Genomic DNA, 23,296 nt, shown 5'->3' with positions numbered 1-23,296 from the left:
AAACAAAGCACGTGAGTCTGCCCCAGCGCCACCCGTTTAATTCGGCCGTTCGCCGCAACTATGGCGGCGATTAACAATTTCGCCACAAAAATGCCGCCGCATTCGGCTCAATGAAAATATCCGCGAGGGGTTGGCTATTGCTTGCGGTAAGGAATTTTCAAGGTTAACGGGCTTACGGTCCATTGGTGTTGAGCCTGCGGGCCGGCCATGCCGAGGCCGTTGGCCTGAGAGAAAAGACAAAGCCGTATCGATGTTTGCCAAGCTTGCCCGCACCGGAGTCCTTGTCGCCGCGATAGGCATCGCCGGCTGCAATGATTCGTCGATGAAGGATTTTGCGCCGGAGGCCAACAAGCCCCTGCCGGATAAGATCCTCGCCGACATGAAGGCCAAGGGTATGGTGCGCACCTCCTCGGTGATGGCGCGCATCTTCAAGGAAGAAGGCAAGCTGGAGATCTGGAAGGCCAAGACCAACGGCCGCTACGATCTCGTCGCCAGCTACGACATCTGCAAATGGTCGGGCAAGCTCGGCCCCAAATACACCGAGGGCGACCGCCAGGCGCCGGAAGGCTTCTACACGGTGCGTCCGTCGCAGATGAACCCGCGCTCGAACTACCATCTGTCCTTCAACATCGGCTATCCCAACGCCTATGACAGGGCCAACGGCCGCACCGGCTCCAATTTGATGGTGCACGGCGCCTGCTCCTCGTCCGGCTGCTATTCGATGACCGATGCCCAGATCGAGCAGATCTATGCTTTCGGCCGCGATGCCTTCCAGGGCGGCCAGACCGAGTTCCAGATCCAGGCCTTCCCGTTCCGCATGACCGCCGCCAACATGGCGCGCTACCGCAACGACCCGAACTACGAGTTCTGGAAGATGCTGAAGGTCGGCTACGACAATTTCGAGATCACCAAGGTGCCGCCGAAAGTCGACGTCTGCGAGAAGCGCTACGTCTTCAATCAGGCAGCGCCCGAAGGCGCCACTTTCGACCCGACAGGCCCCTGCCCGGCAATGACGCAGCCTGATTCGTTGAAAACGGCCTACGCCGACTACGAAAAGCGCTACGACGCCGCGTTCAACGCCGCGGTCAAGGGAAGCATACTACCGCCTAAGCCGGCCATCGCCGGCATCAAGGAAGCCAGCATCGTTTCCGACTGGTCCAAGCGCCGCGCCCGCGGCGAGCGCGTGCCGATCGACCCGCCGTCGATGAATGCCGACGGCTCGGTAACCGAGACGACGCGCATGGGCCGCATCGATTCCCCGCTCGGCCGCAAGATGGCCGCGCTCGACGCGGAGAAGGAGGCCAAGCGCAAGGCCGAGGAGCAGCGGCTTGCGGCGATCGAGGCGGCCAAGGCCGCGAAGGCGCAAGCGCAGGCTGAAAAGGCAGCCGCCAAGGCGCAGGCTCTGGCCGAAAAGGAAGCCGCCAAGCAGGCGGCTCAGCAGCCGGTGGTCACCGCGGGCGTCGAGGCGGCTTCCGCGCAACCGGCGCCGGAAACGCAGCAGGCGGCAAGTGCCGACGAAGGCACGGTCTCGAAGCTGAAGAAGAAACTGCTCGGCATGTTCGGCGGCTGAGATTTCTCGATCTTGGCCGGATCCGCCGCTACCTACGATCTGAAGGGGCTGAACTGCCCGCTGCCGGTGCTGAAGGCGCGCAAGCGTCTGGCCGCGATGCGGCCTGGCAGCCGTCTGTGGCTGGAAACCACCGACCCGCTGGCCGTGATCGACATTCCGGCCTTCTGCGCCGATGCCGGCCACCAATTGATCGAGACGGCGGCGGTCGACGGCGGCCATCGCTTCCTGGTCGAGCGCGGCGGCGCGGCATAGGCCAATCGGACCTCTGCAGCTACAGCCCGGCGATCGCCAGCGGATTGGCCTCGAGCGCCGCCCGGTCGGGCGTGTCGATCGACGGCTTGTTGGTGAAGGCGGAAAACAGCCGCTGGACATAATCTTCCGGCATGTCGAGCGTGATCAGCACCAGCCGCGTGCCGCGCTGTCCGTCCGGCCATGACGGTAGCCTGGCCGGCGGATGCAGGATCTTCTGCACGCCGTGGATCACCAGCGGCCGCGACGGATCCTCCTGAAGTTCGATGACGCCCTTCATGCGCAGCAGTTTCTCGCCATGCGTCGAGCGCAACAAATCGAGGAACATCTCGATCGCCGAGAACGGCACCGGCCCGTCATGGACGAGCGAGTGGGAGCGCACGCGGCCGTCGTGGCGGTGATCATGATGATGGGAGCCGTGTTCATGACCGTCATCATGGTGATGATGATGATGCGCCGCCTCCTCTCCGAGCCAGCGCCGCACGTCGGCGCTCTTGGTCTCGGGATTGTAGAGGCCGCAATCGAAAAGCGACGCTGCCCCGGTAGCGGGACCATTGAGGTCGAGCAGGACCGCGCTCGGATTTATCTGATGAAGTCGCGCCCGCAGGGCCTCGACGTCGCTTGCCTCGGCGAGATCGGTCTTGGTCAGCACGATGCGGTCGGCGACGGCCGCCTGCTTCACCGCTTCGACATGGTTATCGAGCGTGGCCGCCCCGTTGACGCCGTCGACCAGCGTGATGACGCCGTCGAGCCGGAAAGCCTGCACCAGCGCCGGATGCGCCATGATCGACTGCAGCACCGGTGCAGGATCGGCAAGGCCGGTGGTTTCGACCACGACGCGCGCCAGCCTGGCGATGCGTCCGGTCTGCAGCCGGTCGACGAGGTCGGCCAGCGTATCGACGAGTTCGCCGCGCACCGTGCAGCAAAGGCAGCCGTCGGAAAGCTGGATGATGCCCTCTGAGGCTTGCTCGACGAGCAGATGGTCGATCGCCACCTCGCCGAACTCGTTGATGATGACGGCCGTGTCGGCAAGCGCCGGATCCTTGAGCAACCGGTTGAGCAGCGTCGTCTTGCCGGCCCCGAGAAAGCCGGTGAGCACCGAGACGGGTATGGGAAAGCCGCTGCGCCCGGTCATGGCGAGTTTGCCGCCTTGGCCGGCTGATCCCCTGCGCTGCAGAGGCAGCAGTTGCGGCAGGTGTGGCGCCGGCCGGCAGAGGCTTGTCGGGCCGCCAGCTGGGCAGCGGCACATCGGCATAGTTCTGATCGGTCTGGTCGACGAACGCCTTGGGCGCCGGTCCGGTGGCGCCGCCAAGGCCGACCGCGATCAGCGTCGGGTGATCGAGTTTCACCTGATAGGGCGATTTGGCCTTGTCCTTGGTGGCGACGGCAGGTGCCGCCTCGGACTGCTGTTCCTTCGGCTTCTTCTTGCAGATCTCGTCCTGCAGGTCGTTGGGCGACAGCGTGTCGCCATAGGGCTTGAGCGCCGCGAGCGTCGTCGACCCGGCCGCCGGCGCGTCAAAACCCTGGTCGAGCAGCTTCGCCGCCGCTTCGGCGCGGCTGATGGCGGATTTTTCGCCGAGCACCACGGCAACCAGTGTGCGGCCATCGCGCGTCGCCGAACCGATCATGTTGAAGCCCGAGGAGCAGACGAAGCCGGTTTTCATACCGTCGGCGCCGGGATAGCGCCCGATCAGCAGATTGTAGTTCGGGATCGCCTTCTTTCCCACGGCAAGACCCTCGATGGAGAACCACGGCGCATATTGCGGGAAGTCGTTGCGAAGCGCCGTCACCAGGACGGCGAGGTCGCGCGCGGTCGTGTACTGGTCGGGCGAGAACAGCCCATTCGGGTTGACGAAATGCGTTCCGACCATGCCGAGCCTGGCGGCCTCGGCATTCATGCGGTCGGCGAAGGCGGCCTGCGATCCGCCGATGTTCTCGCCGACGGCCATGGCGATGTCGTTGGCCGACTTGACCAGCATCATCTTCAGCGCATTGTCGAGCCGCATGACCGATCCGGGCTTGAAGCCCATCTTGCTCGGCGGCTCGCCGGCCGAATGTTTCGTCACCTTGATCGGCGAATCGAGCGCCACCTCGCCGGCGGCGATCGCTCGGAACGCCACATAGGCCGTCATCAGCTTGCTCAGCGAGGCCGGATACCAGCGCTTGAAGGCGTCCTGATGCTCCAGCACCTTGCCGCTATTCAGGTCGAACAGCACCACCGGATTGGCGCGCGCAGTGCCGGAAAGCATCGGCAGCGCCAGCGCCCCCGCAAGCAATAGGTTGAGGAAATGCCTTTGCCGCATGATCAATTCCGAAATCGCCTCTTGCCGTAGTTGCCGCTGGCTCCGTAAGATTTCGCTGCGCGATGGCCAGCATAGTGCGGACCGACCCTCGACTCCGGGCCGCATTATGCGGTGCTATTTACCCTATGTGACGTCAAAATGGCAAAGCGCCAGACGATCACACTTGCCGGGCAGCGGCCCTGAATTGCCTGCCCCAACAAAGAAATGGAACGATTATGCCAATTCTCAACCGTGCCGCGGAAATGCAGGAAGAAGTCGCGGGCTGGCGGCGCCATCTGCACCAGACGCCGGAACTGAACTTCGACGTTTTCCAGACCGCCGCCTTCGTCACCGACAAGCTGCAGGCTTTCGGTTGCGACGAGGTTGTGACCGGCCTCGGCAAAACCGGCGTCGTCGGCATCATCCGCGGCCGCAAGGGCGAGGGTCCGGCCATCGGCCTGCGCGCCGACATGGACGCTTTGCCGATCAACGAGATCACCGGCAAGCCTTACGCGTCGAGCGTTCCCGGCAAAATGCATGCCTGCGGCCATGACGGCCACACCGCCATGCTGCTCGGCGCAGCCAAATACCTCGCCGAAACGCGCAATTTCGTCGGCTCCGTGGCGGTGATCTTCCAGCCCGCCGAGGAAGGCGGCGGCGGCGGCAACGAAATGGTCAAGGACGGCATGATGGACCGCTTCGGCATCTCGAAGGTGTTCGGCATGCATAACATGCCCGGCCTTCCCGTCGGCGAGTTCGCCATCAAGCCCGGCCCGATCATGGCGGCGACCGCCGAATTCACCATCACCGTCAAGGGGCATGGCGGCCATGCGGCGATGCCGCATGCCACGATCGACCCGATCGTCATTACCAGCCACTTGGTGAGCGCTTTGCAAACCATTGCTTCACGCAGCACCGATCCGGTCGAGGCCGTCGTCGTGTCGGTGACCAAATTCCATGCCGGCGATGCCTACAACGTCATACCGGAAAAAGCCGAGATCGCGGGCACGGTGCGCACGCTGAAAAAGGAAGTGGCCAGGAAAGCGGAAGAGAAAATCCGCGCCATTTGCGCTGGCCTGGCATCAGCCTTCGGCGCGACGATCGAGGTCGACTACGACCCCAACTATCCCGTCACTTTCAACCATCCGGAAGAGACGGCCTTCGCCAGCGATATTGCCGCCGGCGTCGCCGGCGACGCGAATGTCCACCGCGCCATCCAGCCGGTGATGGGCGGTGAGGATTTTTCCTACATGCTGGAAGCGCGCCCCGGCGCCTTCATCTTCATCGGCAACGGCGACACCGCCGGCCTTCACCATCCGGCCTATGACTTCAACGACGAGGTCATCCCGCACGGCATGAGCTATTGGGTGAGGTTGGCGGAGACGGCGCTGGCCGCCTGACCGCTTTGCACGGAGGCGACCTTCCCGGCCGATTGCCGCCGATCGGCCGGTAACGCCTCTTGGCGAACCGGCCCGAAGCGTTTATGTGTCGGGCCGCGTGGTCCCGTAGCTCAGTAGGATAGAGCGGCAGATTCCTAATCTGTAGGTCACAGGTTCGATTCCTGTCGGGATCACCAACTAAATCAAATGGTTGGCTGACTTTTGCAATGCTCCCATGTTGCATTTTCTTGCAACTGGGCTCCCGTTGCTTTCCGTTCGCTCGAATCTCAAGCACTCCCTGGCCGCCGCGGTGAGAGCGCGGGCAGGGCAATCAGATGCGCCGGCCGGTTTTGGCGTCGAACAGATGCGCCGAAGCGCGGTCGATCTCGATCTGCACGTTCTCGCCTTGCTTCAGTGCCAGCCGCTCACGGAAAAGGCAGGAGATCACCTCTCCGCCGCAGTCGACCGTGGCGAAGATTTCCGAGCCGGTCGCCTCCATGAGCGTGACTGTGCCGGAGAGACCCTGGCCGGTCGCCCGGATATGCTCGGGACGAATGCCGTAGACCAGTTCCCTTCCCGCGGCCTCGCTCGGCCGGAGGCCTTGCGGCAGCGGCAAAGTCAGCCCACCGGCGCTGCGGAAGATGCCCTCCTCGATGTGGCCGTGGATGAAGTTCATGGCGGGCGAGCCGATGAAGCCGGCAACGAACAGATTGGCCGGCCGGTCGTAGAGATCGAGCGGCGCGCCGATCTGCTCGACCAGACCGTCATGCAGCACGACGATCTTGTCGGCCATGGTCATCGCCTCGATCTGGTCGTGCGTGACATAGATGGTGGTGGTGCCGAGCCGCTGATGCAGCGCCTTGATCTCGCCGCGCATCTGCACGCGCAATTTGGCGTCGAGATTGGAGAGCGGCTCGTCGAACAGAAACACCTGTGGGTCGCGCACGATGGCGCGGCCCATGGCGACGCGCTGGCGCTGGCCGCCGGAAAGCTGGCGCGGATAGCGGTCGAGCAGCTTCTCGAGGCCGAGAATACCGGCTGCCCGCTTCACCCGGCTCGCGTTATCGGCCGGATCGGCTTTCTTGATCTTGAGCGCGAAGCCCATATTGTCCGCCACCGTCATGTGCGGGTAGAGCGCGTAGTTCTGGAACACCATCGCGATGTTGCGGTCCCGTGCCCTGAGGTTGTTCACGGTGCGCTCGCCGATTGCGATCTTTCCGGCCGAGATCGTTTCCAGCCCCGCGATCATGCGCAGCAGCGTCGACTTTCCGCAGCCCGACGGTCCGACCAGGATGACGAACTCGCCATCGGCGATATCGACGCTGACATCGTGGATGATCCGAGTGGCTCCGAAAGCCTTCTGCACGTTGTTGATGCTTACCGATGCCATTGCGTATCTCCGAAAGAATGAGGGCGGATCAGGCGCTCAGCCACCCTTGACCGCGCCGGCGGTCAGCCCGGCGACGATCTGCCGTTGCGCGAACATGGTCAGCACCAGCACCGGCAGCGTCACCACCAGCGCGGCGGCGGCGAGCGGCCCCCAGCTCACCTGCTCGTAGGACAGCATGTTGTAGACCGCGACCGGCAATGTCCGCGTCTCGCGGCTGGCGAGCACCACGCCGAAGACGAAGTTGTTCCACGAGAAGATGATCGACAGGATGAAGGCGACGACGATGCCGGGCTTGGCGATCGGCAGCGCGACCAGGCGAAACACCTGCCACGAACTGGCGCCGTCGATGTTGGCGGCCTCCTCCAATTCCATCGGCGTCGTCTCGAAATAGCCGATCATCACCCAGACCACGATCGGCACCGTCACCACCAGATGGATGATGATCTGCGGCCAGAGCGTGCCGAGGATGCCCAGCCACTGAAACAGGAGGAACAGCGGGATGAGATAGGAAAGCCCGGGCGTCATGCGGGCGATCATGATGACGATCGCCGAGCGTTCCGCCTTGAGCCTGGCGATGCCATAGCCGGCCGGCACGCCGATCAGCAGCGCCAGCAGCGTCGCCGTGCCGGTCACCAGCACCGAGTTCCACAGATAGAGCAGGAAATTGTTCTCCTCGAACACCTTTGCGTAGTTCGACCAGGCGAAGCGCTCCGGGATCAGGATCGGCGGATAGGCGCCGTTGTCGATCTCGAACTTCAGCGACAGCGAGATCATCCAGAGGAAGAACAGGATCGCCGGCGAGACCAGCACCAGCGCCGCGAAGAACAGGCCTATCTTGTTGAGCAGCCGCGAGCTCACCTATTTGCCCTCCGTGTCGACCCATTGCGAGCGCTGGCGCAGCATCAGGAGGATGAAGGACAGGGCCACGATGACGATGAAGAACACCACCGCCATGGCCGAGCCGTAGCCCATGTCGTAATAGGAGAAGGCGGTGTTGTAGAGATAGATGTTGATTGTTTCCGATGCCGTGCCCGGCCCACCTTGGGTCATCGCGTAGATGATATCGAAGCTCTTGAGCGCATCGATCGTGCGGATGATGACCGCGATCATCAGAAACGGCGCGATCATCGGCAAGGTGAGGTAGCGGAACTGCTGCCAGGCATTGGCGCCGTCGATCTCGGCGCTTTCGAACGGCTCGCGCGGCACTGACGCCAGCCCACCCAGCACGATCAGCATCACCAGCGGCGTCCACTGCCAGGTCTCCACCGCGACCAGCGAAGGAATTACGGTGTTGGCGTTGAATATCCACTCCTGCGCCGGAATGCCGACTAGCGACAAGAGATAGTTGAGCACGCCGAGCTGCGGATGGAACATCATGGTCCAGACCAATGCCACGGCGACGGGCGTGGCCATCATCGGCATCACGAAGACGCCGCGCAGCAGGCCGCGCAAGGCAAACCTGGCGTCGAAGATGAGCGCGGCGACGGTACCGAAAAACATCGGCGCGACCACCGACAGGAAAGTATAGATCAAGGTATGCCAGAGCGATTCCCAAAACCGCGGATCGCTCGCCAAGCGCAGATAATTTTCCATCCCGGCAAAGCTTCGCGACTGGCCGAGCGTCCAGCTGTTGACGCTCATCCACAGCGTGAAGGCCCAGGGGAAGACGATCACGGCGCCGACGACGACGAGCGCAGGAATGACGAAAGGCCAGTAGTTTGGAGCCAGCCGGATCGGCTGGCTCTCTTCGACGGCTTGCGTCGTCACCCCTGCGCGTTCCGGGGCGATGGCGGACATCAGCCTTGCTCGCTCCTGTCGAGAACCGGCTGGAACTGCTCGGTGGCCTTCTTCAGTTCGTCGGCGGGATCGGCGCCGGCAATCATGTTGGTCAGCGCCACGCCATAGATGTCGCGGAACTCGGTCACCGGGATGATGACCGGCAGCGCCAGCCGGCTGATATTGCCTGAGCCGACCACGGCATCCAGCCAGCTCGCCGGCATGGTGACGCCTTCGCGCACCTTGGGGTCTTCCAGCACCGACTTGCGGAACGGCACGCCGGCGCCGGCCTGCAGCAGGCGCGCGCCCATGGCCGGAGAGACCGCCCACTGGCAGAACAGATAGGCCGCTTCCTTCTTCGCGCTGGCGGACGTGACACCGATGCCGTCGCCGAAAGTACCCGCGGCATGCGCCTTGGGACCCTTCGGCATGACGCCATAGCCGACCCTGCCGACGACGCGCGATTTTTCCGGATTTTCCATCGGCGGCGCGAAGCCCACGCCATCGAACCACATGCCGATCTTGCCCTGCAGGAAGGCGGATTGCGCCTCGGCCCAGTTGAAGCCGGTGACGCCGGGAGGCGCGGCCTTGGTCATCAGCCGCTGATAGAGGGCGGCAGCCTCGATCGCCTCCGGCGAGGTGGTGCGCAGCTTGCCGTCGCTGCCGAGCGGCGTCATGTCGTAGCCGAGCATCAGAGACGTCCACACCGGCGTGTTGGCGTTCTTGAGACCGCGTGCGACGAAACCGAAGGTGTTGCTTGAGGGATCCGTCAGCGCTTCAGCGGCAGCCACCAGCTGCTCGAAGCTCTCGGGATATTTTATACCCTTGGCGTCGAACAACTCCTTGTTCCAATAGAGGATCCAGTAGTCGACCGAGAATGGCAGCGAGCGCAGCACGCCCTGGCCGTCCTTGGCGAACTGGATGCCCGCCTCGGCGAAGTCGCTTTCGGTCAGGCCTGGATCGGTGAGGCCCGGATCGGCAAGGAAGCCGGAAATGTCGGCCAGCCAGCCGCCCTTCTCGAACTGGCGCTTCTGCACATGGTAGCTCAGATGCACGACGTCGAAGCTCGGCTTGCCGGAACTGAGCTCGATCACCGTCTTCTGGCGCTGCTGCTGTTCGGGTGTCGCCTCGGCATTGACCTTGATGCCGGTCAGCTCCTCGAACTCCGCGAGATTCTTCAGGATGGTGTCGCTGCGCGGGCTCTTGACCAGGTTGACGTCGAGCGTCGTGCCGGCAAAGCGCTTCCAGTCGACGCCCGCGGCGAAGCTCGGACGAAGACCGACGAGGCCGGTGGCGGCGAGAGCCGCGGTTCCCTGGAGCAGCTGCCTTCTGGTTGGACTGAATGGATTGGACGACATTTCTTCCTCCCGGTTGTCGTTGTCGATTACGCCACGACGATTGCGGCGCGGTTCTGCTTCCTCAAATCTGCAGCGCCAGCCGGCGCGCATTGTCGATGTGCTGGCTGATCGCCTCGACCGCCATCTGCGGATCGCGTTTCTCCAGGGCCTCGATCACCGCAAGATGCTCGCGCATGACCGGCACGACGCGACCGTCGATGCGGAACCGCTCCTGATGGATGAGCCGGATCTTCACCGAATTTACCAGATAGGCCTTGGCGATGATCTCGTTGCCCAGCGCGCTGATGAAGGTGTCATGCATAGCCCAGTCGATGTTCTGGGCCTTGGCTTCCATTTCGGGGGTCGGGGTCTGCGCCAGCGCTTGGGCGAGCATGTCCTCGTGCTCGCGCCTGAGACCCGCAATCTCGGCGTCGGACGCGTTGACGGCAAACAGCGCGACCGCCTCGCGCTCCATGAACAGGCGGAACTGGAAAGCCTCGCGGATCAGGCTGATGTCGATATGCGCGATCTGCATGCCGCGTTGCGGTATGGTGGTCAGCAGCCCCTCGGCCTCGAGCCGCGGCACAATCTCGCGGATGGCTCCGAGCGGCAGGCCAGTGAAGGCGACCAGCTCGCGCTGCGAAACAAACTGGCCGGGCCTGAGGTCGCGGGCCAGCAGATGCCGCGTGAAGCTGGCATAGGCCTTCTCCCTGAGGGTTGCCGGTTCGCTCGTGTCGTCCATGCCGATCAGCGCCCTCCCCGGTTCAGGCTGCCTGTGTCGCAAACAGCCTGTCGTAAGCGGCGCCAAGCTGCTGCCGTTCCTGCAAGGCTACCGGCACGAGCGGCGGCCGAACCGTCAGCCAGCGTTCGTCGCCGGTTTGGCGCGCCACCATGGCCTTCACCGCCGGGATGACCGGATGCCGGAGCAGTTCCAGGACGAAGCTTTCCACGCGGGAGTCGTCGCGTCTGCTCTCGATCATGGCGCGCAGTTCGCCGGCGGCGAAATTGGCCATGCCGGAAATCGCGCCCTGGCCGCCGATCCGCACCGCCGGCGCCAGATGCCGTTCGTCGCCGATGAGGATGATCAGGTCGCCATGCGTCTTGAGCAGCGCTTCGCTGTAGCCCCAGTCTCCACCGGAATCCTTGACCCCGGCGACCACGCCCGGATACGCCTTGCGAAGCCGGCCGATCAGGTCGAGCGACAGCTGCACCGTCGTGACCGAGGGGATGTTGTAGAGCAGCATGCCGCGGGCCAGCGGACCGAGCGCGGCGAACACGGCGCCGAACCAGCCGAACAACCCGTCGTCACCGACATTCTTGAAATAGCTCGGCGGCGCCAGAAGGATGTTGCGGGCGCCGCGCTGCAACGCCTGGCGGCACTGCTCGGCAGCGTCCTCCGCCGCATCGACCAGCACGCCTGCAACAAGTTGGTCGGCGGATATGCCCGCCGCAAGCATGGCATCGATGACCGCCTGCCGCTCCGCCGTACCGACGGAAGCGCCTTCGCCGGTGGTGCCGAACAGCGTTACGCTGCTGCAGCCAGCATCGAGACAGGCCTTAGCATGCTCGGTCATCAGCGGAACGGCGATCCGCCCGGCTGCATCAAAGGGCGTTGTGAGCGCAACCGACAGACCAAAGCGCGAACCCACCTGCAATTCTCCATTCATCAATCCGCGAGCAGGCGTAGCATACTGACATGTTAGTTGTAAACATAGCTCCGATCACGCTTGGCGGCTGGAAACAATTCACAATGCCTGTAGAGCCAGTCCCGCCAGCGCGGATGCCGCGAGCGTCGGCAGCATGCCGGCCTTCAGCCTGAGCATGGCGACCATCGCCGCCGCCGACAGCAGCGCCGCGCGCCAGTCGAGCGAGGAAACGACCGGAACCTCGACGCCCCAGCCGACGCTCTCGACTTTGCCGAAGACGACATGCAGCGCGAACCACAGCGCAAGGTTCATCACCACGCCGACGACCGCTGCCGTTATCGCACCGAGCGCCGCCGACAGCGCCTTGTTCTGCCGCAGCTGCTCGATGTAGGGCGCGCCGAGAAATATCCAGAAGAAGCAAGGCGCAAAGGTAGCCCAGAGCGTCAGCGCCGCCCCCAGCGATCCTGCAAGCAGAGGGCTGAGCGTGCCCGCATGGCGATAGGCCGCGGCGAAGCCGACGAATTGCAGCACCAGGATCAGCGGTCCGGGCGTCGTCTCGGCAAGTCCGAGCCCGTCGACCATTTCTCCGGGCGAAAGCCAGCCGAACGAGGTCACCGCGGCTTGCGCGACATAGGCCAGAACCGCATAGGCGCCGCCGAAGGTGACGACCGCCATCAGGCTGAAGAAGCCGCCGATCTGCGCCCATACGCTCCCCGGCCCTGCCAGCACGCCGATCAGCGCCACCGGTCCGAGCCAGATCGGCAGCCAGATGGCGATGGTCCGGGCTGCGTGCCATTTGGTCGGCACCGTGTGGCCGAGCTCGCCGCGCTCGAACATCAGGTCGACCACGCCGCCTCTGTCGGCGGCGGCGTTGCCCTTGCCATGCGCCGAACCCGAAAACAGCCCGGGTGCAAAGCGATTGCCGACCCAGCCAATGAGTCCCGCCGCAAGCACGATCAGTGGAAACGGCAGCTTGAGGACATAGATGCCAAGAAAGGCCGCCACCGCGATGGCCACCATGACCCAGTTCTTCAGCGCCCGCTTGCCGATGCGGATCACCGCTTCGACGACAACCGCCAGCACCGCCGCCTTGATGCCGAAGAACAGCGCCTCGATGACCGGCGCATCGTTGTAGAGCATGTAGAAACTGCTCAGGGCGAGCATGACCAGTGCGCCTGGGAGCACGAACAATGTTCCGGCGACGAGGCCGCCGGCCGTCCTGTGCAGCAGCCAGCCGATATAGACGGCAAGCTGCTGCGCCTCGGGACCCGGAAGAAGCATGCAGTAGTTGAGAGCATGCAGGAACCGCTCCTCGCCGATCCAGCGGCGCTCCTCGACCAATTCCTTGTGCATCAGGGCGATCTGCCCGGCCGGCCCGCCGAAAGAGAGCAGGCCGATCTTGGCCCATAGCCGCGTCGCTTCACTGAAGGTCGGCACAGCCGGGACATCGGCCGGCTGCGCGACGCTGTCCTTGGCAAGCACGGTCATTGTTGCTTACCCCCCGCCGGCCAGTTATGCGTCTCGTCCGTGGCGTCACGGCACCAGCGGAAGAAAGCGTCATAGAGCAGCATGCCGGCTTCGAGCTGTTCCAAGTCGTCGCGGAACATGCGCGACAGGCCGAGCGACGCGGCGAGGAACCCGGCAGCCTGCGGCACCAGGTCGAGACGCGCTGTATCCGCGCCGCGCACGATCAGCGCCAGACGATCGAGCGCCTCGGTGCGCAGGCCAAACTCCTCAATCATCGTGTCGAAGGTGCAATGATCGCCGCGATGGCTCCAGAACACGCCTTCGATGTCGAAGGGCACCGCGGCGAAGCGATCCGCCACCAGGGGCACCTCGGCCGGGTCGACGAACAGGAACACGGCGCCAGGATCGACAAATCGTCGGATCAGCCAGGGGCAGGCGATGCGATCGACCTTCGGCCGGGAACGCGTGACCCATACGGTGCGACCCTTCCCGTCGCGGGGCGGAATGGCGTCGGCCGCGACCAACGGCGCCTTGGCGGCGGCCCAGGCCTCGAAACCGCCTTCCAACGATTCCGCCGGAATGCCCTCGTGGCGCAGCCACGCGGCAACGCCTTGCGAGAGCTTCTCTCCGCGCTGGCAGATGACCACGACCCTGGATCCGGAGAAGTCGGCCGCCCAGGTCGAGACGGTTCTGAAGTCGCGCCGGTAAGAAGCCGGCAGCAGCCGCGGATCGGCTTGAAAGTCGTCGTCGATGCGTACGTCGACGAGACGAGGTGCATCCGGCAGGCCGACCAGTCGGGCAAGCTGCGGCACTGTGATCTGAGTTGTTGACGGCATGGCGTCCACCTCCTGAACGAAGAGAGTTTGGACGCGATCGTTGGGCTGACGCCTCACGGGGTCGTCGCGGGGAACCCCTTAGCCAGGATGCTGGAACGCTCCCCTGCGATTGTCAAGAATTCTTGTCGAGGGAGGCGCGGCCCCGCACCTTCTTTGGAGGCTGCACTTACTGCGCCGTCCAACCGCCATCCATCGGCAGGGTCGTGCCGGTCATCTGCTTGGCCGCATCCGAGCACAGGAACAGCGCCAGCGCCGCCAGTTCCTCAACGGTGACGAACTCCTTGGTCGGCTGCGCGGCAAGCAGCACATCGTGCTTGACCTGTTCCTCGGTCATGCCGCGCGCCTTCATCGTGTCGGGGATCTGCTTCTCGACCAGCGGCGTCCAGACATAACCGGGCGCGATCGCATTGACGGTGATGCCATCCTGCGCGACTTCCAGCGCCACCGTCTTGGTCAGGCCGGCAATGCCGTGCTTGGCCGAGACATAGGCCGACTTGAACGGCGAGGCGACCAGCGCATGGGCCGAGGCCGTGTTGATGATGCGGCCCCATTTGCGGCTCTTCATGCCCGGCAGCACCGCCTTGATGGCATAGAAGGCGGCAAGCAGGTTGATGCGGATGATTGCTTCCCACTTGTCGTCGGGGAACTCGTCGATCGGCGCGACATGCTGGATGCCGGCATTGTTGACCAGGATGTCGAGGCTGCCGAACGCCTCTTCGGCCTCGCGGATCATGGCGGTGACCGCCCCGCCGTCCATCATGTTGGCGCCGGAATAGCGGCACTTGACGCCGAAATCCCTCTCGATGCCGGCGCGCTCCTTTTCGATCGCCGCGGCATCGCCCAGGCCGTTGATGGTGATGTTGGCGCCCTCGGCGGCAAAGGCGCGGGCGATTGCAAGGCCGATGCCGCTGGTCGAGCCAGTGACGAGCGCATTCTTTGAGGACAGGGAACCCATGGCAGATCTCGCACGTGGAGGGAGGGACTGTTGAAGCACATAGTTTGTGCGTCGCAACATAACAATGCCATGCCCGTATTTCGGTGCGATTACAATGTTGTGATGCAGTTCGAGCGACAGGAAGCTGGCGGTTCTAGGGCGGTCTTTGCAGCCGCTGATGTGAGGCCTGCAACCTATCCGGCTATCTTGAGCAGCGAGGAAACCAGGAGCCTGTGCTCCTGCTGCGACAGCACGTCTGAATCGAAAAGATTCATGCTGCGCAGCCCCTCGATGGCGAGGAAACAAACCAGCAGCGAGCCGAGGTCGTCCGTTTCCCCCTTCAGCCGTTCGAACAGCTGCCGCTTGAAGGCTTTGATCGGCGTCAGGAATTCCGGATCCTCGGCGATCGCGGAGAACATCCAGGAGGCCGAAGGTTTCGGCTTCTCGCAATCATCGGCCGAGAGCCGTATGTAGGCCGCGAGCGCGCTTTCATCGCTTGCCTCGGCCGTGCGTTCTTCGAGCGCCTGCTCGAAAGCATTGAGGTAATTCTCGACCAGCCCCTGCATCAGCTTGGCCTTGGTCGGGAAATTGTAGAGCAGACCGCCCTTCGACACGCCGGCCCGATTCGCGATGGCGTCGAGCGACAGGCTTCCCGGGCCCGCCTCGCGCGCCACGTCGGCTGCCGCTGCAAGTATCCTGTCGCGCGAGTTTGCCCTGCGAGCTTTCATCACGCCTTCCCTTACATTAGGCCTTGTGGAATTGACAAGACCGTCCAGACGGTACAGTAAGGCGCCCGCAATTTGAAATCGGGATTTATCGTAGATATGTGTCCCGGCAATTGACGTTGCCGGCTCGAGGGGAACTATCCGTGAAGCGCTTCTTCATCATCACCGGAATTCTGCTGCTGCTCGCCGTGGTGTGCGCCGGCATCGTCGGCTTCAACCTGTTTCGCGACAATGCGATCAAGCAGTTTTTCGCCACCATGAAACCGCCGGCGGCGACAGTGTCGACCATCGTGGCGAAGCCTTCGAACTGGACGCCCGGCGTCGAGGCGATCGGCACCGTCAACGCCGTGCGCGGCGTCGACCTGACCGTCGAGACGGCCGGGATCGTCAAGGACATCCTCTTCCACGCCAACCAGAAGGTCGCGGCCGACGCTGTGCTTCTGCAGCTCGACGATGCCGTCGAGAAGGCCGATCTGGTGGCGCAGAAGGCTCAGGCAGCATCCGACCAGGCGGCGCTGACCCGCGCGCTGGAATTGCAGCGGCGTGGCGTCGGCACCGACGCTACGCTTGATGCCGCGCGCGCGGCGGCGACCGCATCGGCCGCGCAAGTGAACAAGCTGCAAGCCGTGCTCGACCAAAAGCAACTCGCAGCTCCCTTCACCGGGACGGTCGGCATTCCAAAGATCGACATTGGCCAGTATCTGGCGCCCGGCAACTCAGTCGTCACGATCCAGGATCTGGACACGATGCGGGTCGACTTCACCGTGCCCGAACAGCAGCTGCCGCTGCTGAAGATCGGCCAGACGGTGCGGATCGGCAGCAATGCTGCCGACATGTCCTTTGCCGGCTCGATCCGCGGCATCGATCCCAAGATCGACCCGGCAAGCCGGCTGGTGTCGATCCGCGGCGAGGTCGCCAACCCGGAGGGCAAGCTGACCCCGGGCCAGTTCGTGCAGATCCGCGTCGAGTTGCCGGAGGAAAGCAACGTCATCTCGGTGCCGCAGACGGCGGTGACCTCGAGCCTCTACGGCGACTATGTCTTCGTGGTGGTGCCGCCCAAGCCCGCTGAGGCCGGCGCTGCCGCGCCAGCAAAACCGGAAGACCAGAAGGCCGGGGCGGAGAAGCCTGCCGGCGATGCAGCCAAGCCGCAAGCCGATGCCTCGAAGCCGGCCTCCGATACGGCAAACGCCGCCGACAGCGCCGCGAAGCCGCCTGAGAACGCTCAAAAGCCGGCCGAAACCGGGCAGCAACCGGCGCTCGTTCTATCGCAGGTCTTCGTCAAGCTCGGCCGCCGCAACAACGGCATGGTCGAGATCGTCGAAGGCCTGAAGGCCGGCGACCAGGTCGTGACCGCCGGTCAGAACCGGCTCTTCAACGGCATGTCCGTTGCGGTCGACAACACCGTTGATCCCAGCAAATCGGCAAACAAGCAGGTTCAGCAATGAGCTTTTCCGATATCTTCATTCGCCGCCCCGTCCTCTCGACGGTGCTGGCCTGCATGATCCTGCTCCTGGGTTTCCAGGCCATCTTCAACCTGTCGATCCGCCAGTATCCGAAGGTTGACGAGACGGCGATCACCATCACCACGGCCTATCCCGGAGCCAGCGCCGACCTGATTCAGGGCTTCATCTCTGCGCCGATCGCGCGCGCCGTCGCCTCGACGGAAAACATCGACTACGTCACCTCGTCGAGCCGCCCGTCTTCGAGCACGGTGACCGTGCAGATGAAGCTCGGCTCCAACCCCGATGTTGCGTTGACCGAGGTGCTGTCCAAGGTTCAAGGCGTGCGCGGCACCTTGCCGGATGCCGCCAAGGATCCGGTGATCGTCAAGGGCACCGGCCAGCAGTTCGCGATGATGTATATCTCGATGCAGAATCCGAACATGACCAAGGAGCAGTTGACCGAGTACATCGAGCGCGTCGTGCGGCCGCGCATCTCGACCGTGGAAGGCGTCGCCGACGTCCAGATCTTCGGCGCCGAGGAATATTCGATGCGGGTCTGGATCGACCCGGTCAGGCTCGCCGCCCGCGGCGCCACGGCCGCCGACGTGCTGACTGCGATCAACAATTCCAATTTCCTGTCCGCGCCCGGCAACACACAGAACGAGTATGTGGTTTCCTCGATCGCGGTTCACTCGACCCTGCAGACGCCGGAAGCCTTCGCGCAGCTCCCCATCCGCTCGACCGACGGCCAGGTGGTGCGGCTGCGCGATGTGGCGCGGGTCGAGCTTGGCGCCGCCAGCACCGACACGAGGGTGAGCTTCAACGGCAAGCCGGGCACCTTCCTGGCCATCTTCCCGACGCCTGCCGCCAATCCGCTGACGACTGCCGAGGCGATCCACAAGATCGTGCCGGTGATCCAGGATACGTTGCCGAAGGGCATGACGATCGAGATCGTCTACGATTCCACCGAGCAGATCAGCGCCTCGATCGAGGAGGTGTTCAAGACCATCGGTGAGGCTGTCGCCATCGTCATTCTCGTCATCCTGCTCTTCCTCGGATCCTTCCGCTCGGTGATGATGCCGATCGTGACCATCCCTCTGTCGCTGATCGGCGTCTGTTTCATTCTGTTTGCGGTAGGCTATTCGATCAACCTTCTGTCGCTGCTTGCCATGGTGCTGGCGATCGGCCTTGTCGTCGACGACGCCATTGTCGTGGTGGAGAACATCCACCGCCATATGGAGGAAGACGGCATGTCGCCGATGCAGGCGGCTTTCAACGGCATGCGCGAGATCTTCTCGGCAATCGTCGCCATGACCATTACGCTGGCCGCCGTGTTTGCGCCGCTTGCCTTCACCGGCGGTCTGACCGGCGCGCTGTTCCGCGAGTTCGCGGTCACGTTGGCCGGCTCCGTGGTGCTGTCCGGCCTGATTGCGGTGACCATCACGCCGATGATGTCGGCTCGCCTCTTGAAGGCCGGCGCGCACGGCCGCTTCCAGCGCATCGTCGACGGCACCTTCAGCCGTGTCGAGCGCCTCTACGAGCGGGCCGTGACCGCTTCGCTCAGAAACAGGCCGGTTACCTTTATCATCGTCGTCGCGCTGGTCGCGCTCACCGGCTTCATGTTCACCAAGACCTCGACCGAACTGGCGCCGGAGGAAGACCAGGGCTTCCTGCTTTCCATCGTAACCGCCCCGCGCTACGCGACCTCGGACTACACCGAGACCTACGTCAACCAGATCCTCGGTCTTGTTAAGGACATTCCGGAAACGCGGGCGCAGTTCTCGGCGGTCGCCTTCGGCGGCGCCACCAACGGCGCCTTTGTCGGCTTTGCCTTCAAGGACTGGGCCGAACGCCAGCGCAGCTCGAAGGAGATCCAGGCCGACATCACCGGTCGCTTGGCCAAGGTCGCTGGCGTCGAGGCTTTCGTCTTCGCGCCGCCGACGCTGCCCGGCTCGGGCGGCGGCCTGCCGATCTCGATGGTGGTTCGCTCGACCGGCGATCCCTCGGAAGTCTTCGACCAGGCCGAGAAGATCAAGAACAAGGCGCAGGCTTCCGGCCGCTTCATCGTCGTGCAGAACTCGATGTCCTATGACGCCCCGCAGGTGACCGTCACCATCGACCGCGAGCGCGCGGCGGCGCTGAACCTGCCCATCGCCGATATCGGCAACACGCTGACGCTGCTGGTCGGCGGCGCCGAAGTGGCGCAGTTCGATCGCGACTCCAACAGCTATGACATCATCCCGCAGGTGCCGCAGGAGTTCCGCGACAATCCAGCGAAGCTCGGCGAGTATTTCGTGCGCAGCGTCGACGGCAAGATGGTGCCGCTGTCGGCGGTGGTGCATATCTCCACCAACGCCTCGCCGGCAGCGATCGAGCAGTTCAACCAGCTGAACTCGGCCACGATCTCCGCCCTGCCCTTGCCCGGCGTGACCACCGGCGACGGATTGAAAGTGCTGGAGGATCTCGCCAGGGAAACGCTGCCCGACACCTTCTTCATCGACTATTCTGGCCAATCGCGGCAGGAAAAGGAGCAGGGCAACACCATCCTGATCGCCTTCGCGGCCGCCGTGATCGTGATCTACTTGGTTCTGGCCGCTCAGTTCGAGAGCTTCCGCGATCCGCTGATCATCATGATGGCGGTGCCGCTTTCGATCTTCGGTGCCATCGTGCCGCTCAATATCGGCCTCGGAACGCTCAACATCTACACGCAGGTCGGACTGATCACCCTGATCGGCCTCATCACCAAGCACGGCATCCTTTTGGTGGAATTCGCCAACCAGCAGCGCGAAATCCATGGCATGCGGCGCCGCGATGCCATCATCGCCTCGGCCAAGGTGCGCCTGCGGCCGATCCTGATGACGACGGCCGCGATGGCGCTCGGCGTGGTGCCGCTGATCATCTCCAGCGGCGCGGGCGCCGCAGCGCGCTACTCGATGGGCCTCGTCATCTTCACCGGCATTCTGGTCGGCACGATGTTCACGCTGTTCGTCGTGCCGATGTTCTACACCTTCATCGCCAGCAAGGACCTGCCGCATCTCGCCGAGAAGCCCGATCCGAAGCTGATGCCGGCGCTGCCCACCTGAAGCAATCCAGGACTGCTCCAAAAACAAAAAAGAGGCCGGAAAACCCCGGCCTCTTTCTTAGGCGGTCGCCCCACGGCTTCGGCGCCAGAGCAATTCCAGGACAAAGTGTGGAACGGTTGCTCGGCGACTTCGCCGTGGCCTTCCGTCCGGAATTGCGTCGAACCTGGCTTGAAGGCGGCAATCCGCCCGCTACTTGACCCGTTACTTTACGATGAGGATGCTGGTGTTGCCCGGGCCGAAGGCCTCCACGAGCTGATAGAAGTCGGCCGCGGCATCGGGATGCAAACGCACGCAGCCATGCGAGGCTGGCCTGCCAAGATGCTTGATGGCATAGGTCGCATGCACCGCATAGCCGCCGCTGAAGAAGACCGAATGCGGCATCGGCGCATTGTCGTATTTCTTCGAATACCACATCTCATGCATGCGGGTCGGCTTGAATGACCCTGTCGGCGTGATGTGCCCCCTGTCGCCCGTCGACACTTTCCAGGTGAAGGTCGGCCGGCCGTCGACCGTGACTTCCATGATCTGCTGCGACAGCGAAACCCGGGCGACGAGCTGGTTGGCATGAGCGGCGTTGCTGCCGAAGAGCAAAGCCGCGCCGGTGAGCGCGGCGGCGGTGACGTGGATGAGCTTGGCTGAAATGGCGGTATGCATGACGATCCCTCTCTCTTTTGCCGGTCGGGCCGGCTGCAATTTCGATGGATCGTCTTATCGGGATCGCCTGTTTCAGGCCTATTTCGCTTAATGTGCGTTAATGTTTCGAATTCGTTTCTCTAAGTTGACGGCCTAATTCCAGAGAACACGCTCCCTTAGGCCGGCTGCCGGCAATACCAAGCAGGCCGAAACCGGCGGGCAAAGCGTATATCGCCTTGATATGAATGCCTTTCTCCTAATCTCGAAACCGAATTGCAACAAAACGCGACTTGCGCGGCATGATGCGGATACAGGCCCGCAGCAATGTCGAGGTCACGGGAACAGACATCAGCAAACGAAAATGGGCAGGAAATCGAAAGTTCGCACCTGGTTTCTCAGGGTCGGCGTCTCGGCAATCATCCTCGGTGCTGTCGGCTCTGTCGCCGGGAACCCTGTGACGGCGCTTGGCGCCATGAATTCCGGCGAGGTTTCGACACTGCACACCGCACTGTTCATCGCCACGGTCTGGATCATCTCCAGCCTGCGCGTCAACCGGCTGAGGGCCCTCTGGCGGGTCGGTCTTCGGCTGATAGGGATGCGCGGCCCCTCCGGCTACTTGCTGCCGAGAGGACCGAAGGCCCGCGCCGCAGCGGGGGGCTCCGTAGGCGGCGCGGGCGCTTCGGGAGTTTCCTGAAGCATCGACGACTATCGAATTGGGGATTGAGTTATGAAGACGAAATTTGCCGCTTCGGTGCTGTCCGCACTGCTTTATGCCCAAGGGCTGCTTGGCTTTGCCGCGCTTGCAACGGTGCTGCTCAAGGAGCGCGCCCACGCCGAGATCGCTGCCAGCGCCGAAATGCCGTCCGGCCCCTCGGTCCTGGTGGTGCGCTAGGCGCCGGCGTCGGATCCAAAAGTGCGAAGCGGTTTTGGAAATCCGATGCAAGATCGAGCAAAAGACCTGGCGGCCCTCGCCTCAGTCGGTGCGCGGCGTCGGCGGATCGAACCGGTAACCGGCACCCCTGATCGTGGTGATGGTCTCCGTATCGAGCTTACGGCGCAGCCTCACGATGCGCGAATCGATCGAGCGGTCGAAAGCGTCGGCATTCTCGGCGGGCGCAGCAGCAATGATGTCGTCGCGCGTCAGCACCTTTCGCGGGCTCGCCAGAAACAATCTCAACAGCGCCACCTGCCCCGGCGACAGCTGATCCTCGGCGCCGGAACGATGCATGACCATGGCCGACCTCAAGTCGACGGTCGCATTCTCCAGCACGATCAGTTCCTGGGGGTTGCGGCCGCGCCGCGTCAGCAGGCGGCCGATGCGCGCCGCCAGCTCGCGCACATTGAGCGGGCTTTCGATCACGTCGGCAGCGCCGAGCTCCAGCGCCAGCACCTTGTCGACGAGATCGGCGGGCCGGCAGATCAGGATGAAGTCGCAGCCACCCTCGCCGCCCCCGCCTTGGCTACTATAGCGCTTGAGCAGTTCGCGCCCCTCCGCCTGGGTCACGTCGTCACCGACGACCACGACGTCGATGCCGCCTGCCGAAAGCAGCGACTCCGCCTCCCAGGGCTGGCGCGCCTGACGCACGTCGTGCCCCCGACGCTCGAGATGGTCGGCCAGGTCGCCGGCCACCACTTCGGCAACGGACACAAGCGCGACGACGGATCGTGCTGCCATTTTCTCCACTCCGCCACAGACAACTCGAGATGAGCGCTGGACATCATGTTTATACCCAATCTACTTTCCGCTGAAAGCGGGAGCGAGACCATTGTGAAGGCGCGCATCATTGTCGTCGAGGACGAGCCGGATCTGAGGGAAGCGGTGGCCGAGTATCTCGGCGCCAGCGGCTATGACGTTGCCACGGCCGAGAATGCCGCGGCGGCGCGCAGCCTGCTCGAGGCGCAACCCTTCCACCTCGCCATCCTCGACATCGCCATGCCCGGCGAGGACGGCCTGTCGCTCGGCCGCTGGCTGCGTTCCAAGACGCAGATCGGCATCATCTACGCCACCGCCGCCGGCACCGCGCTCGACCGCATCGTCGGCCTGGAGCTCGGCGCCGACGACTACATCGTCAAGCCCTATGAGTTGCGCGAAGTGCTGGCGAGGGTCCGCAGTGTGCTGCGCCGCGTGCCGCAGCCGGTTGCCCCCCAGGCCGCGAAGACCGAGGCCGGCACGCGCCGCTTCATGAATTTCGGCAGCTTCCAGGCCGATTTCGACGGCAGGCTGGTGACCGGCGCCAATGGCGCGGTCATCGAGATGGCCAAGAGCGAGTTCGACGTGCTGGAAGTTTTCCTCACCCGCGCCAACCGGCTTCTGACGCGGGCGGCGATCTCGGAGGCGATCGGCTTCGTGGAAGACCCGGAATCGTCGCGCGCTGTCGACATCCGCATCATGCGTCTGAGGAAGAAGATCGAGGCGGACCCCGCCAATCCGAAATTCCTGCGCACGGTTCGCGGGGAAGGCTACATCTTCTCGCTGCCGGCTGGCGACGGCAACTGACTCCGGCGCCGCGCACCTTCCGGATACGCAATCGACGCTGTAGCATTCCG

21 protein-coding genes, 1 tRNA gene and 1 pseudogene are annotated in these 23,296 nt (G+C 63.8%); 9 read left to right on the top strand and 14 right to left on the bottom strand.

Translation table 11 applies throughout. The annotated features are described in order from the left end of the window. The first annotated feature begins 250 nt into the window (after positions 1-250). Together EJ078_RS17960 and EJ078_RS17955 are read left to right on the top strand one after the other, a co-directional pair. On the top strand, positions 251-1,570 hold the full coding sequence (locus EJ078_RS17960; RefSeq protein ID WP_127215955.1) for a murein L,D-transpeptidase family protein: 1,320 nt from the start codon (positions 251-253) through the stop codon (positions 1,568-1,570). A 12-nt stretch (positions 1,571-1,582) separates the two neighbouring features. After that, positions 1,583-1,822 carry a sulfurtransferase TusA family protein gene (locus EJ078_RS17955; RefSeq protein ID WP_066990371.1) on the top strand — a complete coding sequence of 80 codons (240 nt, stop codon included), beginning with the start codon at positions 1,583-1,585 and terminating at the stop codon, positions 1,820-1,822. Positions 1,823-1,841: 19 nt separating this feature from the next. On the opposite strand, the gene EJ078_RS17950 is transcribed toward EJ078_RS17955, so the two are convergent. Both EJ078_RS17950 and EJ078_RS17945 read right to left on the bottom strand, forming a co-directional pair. Then, positions 1,842-2,954, bottom strand: a complete 1,113-nt coding sequence (locus tag EJ078_RS17950) for a GTP-binding protein (RefSeq protein WP_127215956.1) — start codon at positions 2,952-2,954, stop codon at positions 1,842-1,844. Then, a pseudogene (locus EJ078_RS17945) lies at positions 2,951-4,122 on the bottom strand (D-alanyl-D-alanine carboxypeptidase family protein). Before EJ078_RS17945 ends, EJ078_RS17950 begins: the two are co-directional and overlap by 4 nt. 215 nt (positions 4,123-4,337) lie before the next feature. On the opposite strand from EJ078_RS17945, the gene EJ078_RS17940 reads away from it, so the two are divergent. Both EJ078_RS17940 and EJ078_RS17935 read left to right on the top strand, forming a co-directional pair. Further along, entirely contained in the window at positions 4,338-5,501 is a 1,164-nt protein-coding gene (locus EJ078_RS17940; RefSeq protein ID WP_095799871.1) for a M20 aminoacylase family protein, read from the top strand. Between the two features lie 99 nt (positions 5,502-5,600). Then, positions 5,601-5,677 (top strand) — tRNA-Arg (locus EJ078_RS17935). A 134-nt stretch (positions 5,678-5,811) separates the two neighbouring features. Here the strand turns inward: EJ078_RS17935 and ugpC are convergent. The 10 genes from ugpC to EJ078_RS17885 form a co-directional block, all read right to left on the bottom strand. Next, a complete protein-coding gene (gene ugpC / locus EJ078_RS17930) occupies positions 5,812-6,870 on the bottom strand; it encodes a sn-glycerol-3-phosphate ABC transporter ATP-binding protein UgpC (protein ID WP_127403978.1) in 1,059 nt (352 codons plus the stop codon). Positions 6,871-6,906: 36 nt separating this feature from the next. Further along, positions 6,907-7,728: a carbohydrate ABC transporter permease gene (locus tag EJ078_RS17925; protein WP_082953638.1), complete on the bottom strand. Its 822-nt coding sequence runs from the start codon at positions 7,726-7,728 to the stop codon at positions 6,907-6,909. Continuing rightward, positions 7,729-8,667 carry a sugar ABC transporter permease gene (locus EJ078_RS17920; protein ID WP_095799868.1) on the bottom strand — a complete coding sequence of 313 codons (939 nt, stop codon included), beginning with the start codon at positions 8,665-8,667 and terminating at the stop codon, positions 7,729-7,731. Continuing rightward, positions 8,667-10,004 (bottom strand): sugar ABC transporter substrate-binding protein, encoded by a 1,338-nt coding sequence (locus EJ078_RS17915; RefSeq protein WP_127215959.1) that lies wholly within the window; start codon positions 10,002-10,004, stop codon positions 8,667-8,669. The genes EJ078_RS17920 and EJ078_RS17915 overlap by 1 nt, the downstream gene beginning before the upstream one ends. Before the next feature lie 61 nt (positions 10,005-10,065). Then, positions 10,066-10,725, bottom strand: a complete 660-nt coding sequence (locus EJ078_RS17910) for a GntR family transcriptional regulator (protein WP_095831065.1) — start codon at positions 10,723-10,725, stop codon at positions 10,066-10,068. A gap of 22 nt (positions 10,726-10,747) precedes the next feature. Beyond that, on the bottom strand, positions 10,748-11,632 hold the full coding sequence (locus EJ078_RS17905; protein ID WP_127215960.1) for a dihydrodipicolinate synthase family protein: 885 nt from the start codon (positions 11,630-11,632) through the stop codon (positions 10,748-10,750). Positions 11,633-11,728: 96 nt separating this feature from the next. Continuing rightward, positions 11,729-13,117: a chromate efflux transporter gene (gene chrA / locus EJ078_RS17900; RefSeq protein WP_127847451.1), complete on the bottom strand. Its 1,389-nt coding sequence runs from the start codon at positions 13,115-13,117 to the stop codon at positions 11,729-11,731. Continuing rightward, positions 13,114-13,932 carry a sulfurtransferase/chromate resistance protein gene (locus tag EJ078_RS17895; protein ID WP_127216398.1) on the bottom strand — a complete coding sequence of 273 codons (819 nt, stop codon included), beginning with the start codon at positions 13,930-13,932 and terminating at the stop codon, positions 13,114-13,116. The genes chrA and EJ078_RS17895 overlap by 4 nt, the downstream gene beginning before the upstream one ends. Before the next feature lie 166 nt (positions 13,933-14,098). Continuing rightward, on the bottom strand, positions 14,099-14,887 hold the full coding sequence (locus tag EJ078_RS17890; protein WP_095824011.1) for a 3-hydroxybutyrate dehydrogenase: 789 nt from the start codon (positions 14,885-14,887) through the stop codon (positions 14,099-14,101). Between the two features lie 173 nt (positions 14,888-15,060). Further along, positions 15,061-15,594 carry a TetR/AcrR family transcriptional regulator gene (locus EJ078_RS17885; RefSeq protein ID WP_095824012.1) on the bottom strand — a complete coding sequence of 178 codons (534 nt, stop codon included), beginning with the start codon at positions 15,592-15,594 and terminating at the stop codon, positions 15,061-15,063. A 140-nt stretch (positions 15,595-15,734) separates the two neighbouring features. Here EJ078_RS17885 and EJ078_RS17880 point away from each other — a divergent pair, with 140 nt between their 5' ends. Together EJ078_RS17880 and EJ078_RS17875 are read left to right on the top strand one after the other, a co-directional pair. Then, positions 15,735-17,036, top strand: a complete 1,302-nt coding sequence (locus tag EJ078_RS17880) for an efflux RND transporter periplasmic adaptor subunit (protein ID WP_095824013.1) — start codon at positions 15,735-15,737, stop codon at positions 17,034-17,036. Continuing rightward, on the top strand, positions 17,033-20,116 hold the full coding sequence (locus EJ078_RS17875) for an efflux RND transporter permease subunit (protein WP_095824014.1): 3,084 nt from the start codon (positions 17,033-17,035) through the stop codon (positions 20,114-20,116). The genes EJ078_RS17880 and EJ078_RS17875 overlap by 4 nt, the downstream gene beginning before the upstream one ends. Positions 20,117-20,317: 201 nt before the next feature. On the opposite strand, the gene EJ078_RS17870 is transcribed toward EJ078_RS17875, so the two are convergent. Beyond that, positions 20,318-20,770, bottom strand: coding sequence for a L,D-transpeptidase (locus EJ078_RS17870; protein ID WP_066990426.1), 453 nt, complete (start codon positions 20,768-20,770; stop codon positions 20,318-20,320). A 340-nt stretch (positions 20,771-21,110) separates the two neighbouring features. On the opposite strand from EJ078_RS17870, the gene EJ078_RS17865 reads away from it, so the two are divergent. Further along, entirely contained in the window at positions 21,111-21,443 is a 333-nt protein-coding gene (locus EJ078_RS17865) for a hypothetical protein (RefSeq protein ID WP_095824015.1), read from the top strand. A 33-nt stretch (positions 21,444-21,476) separates the two neighbouring features. Further along, positions 21,477-21,641 carry a hypothetical protein gene (locus EJ078_RS17860; protein WP_095810084.1) on the top strand — a complete coding sequence of 55 codons (165 nt, stop codon included), beginning with the start codon at positions 21,477-21,479 and terminating at the stop codon, positions 21,639-21,641. Positions 21,642-21,722: 81 nt separating this feature from the next. Here EJ078_RS17860 and EJ078_RS17855 read toward each other — a convergent pair whose 3' ends face one another. After that, the gene (locus tag EJ078_RS17855) at positions 21,723-22,424 is read right to left on the bottom strand and encodes a response regulator transcription factor (RefSeq protein ID WP_066990432.1); all 702 of its coding nucleotides are present in this window, start codon (positions 22,422-22,424) and stop codon (positions 21,723-21,725) included. 93 nt (positions 22,425-22,517) lie between these two features. Here EJ078_RS17855 and EJ078_RS17850 point away from each other — a divergent pair, with 93 nt between their 5' ends. After that, positions 22,518-23,246, top strand: coding sequence for a response regulator transcription factor (locus EJ078_RS17850; RefSeq protein ID WP_067319230.1), 729 nt, complete (start codon positions 22,518-22,520; stop codon positions 23,244-23,246). The last annotated feature ends 50 nt before the right edge of the window (positions 23,247-23,296 follow it).

This window comes from Mesorhizobium sp. M1A.F.Ca.IN.022.06.1.1 (assembly GCF_003952605.1).
Lineage (GTDB): Bacteria > Pseudomonadota > Alphaproteobacteria > Rhizobiales > Rhizobiaceae > Mesorhizobium.
This window is presented reverse-complemented; position numbering and strand designations above follow the sequence as displayed.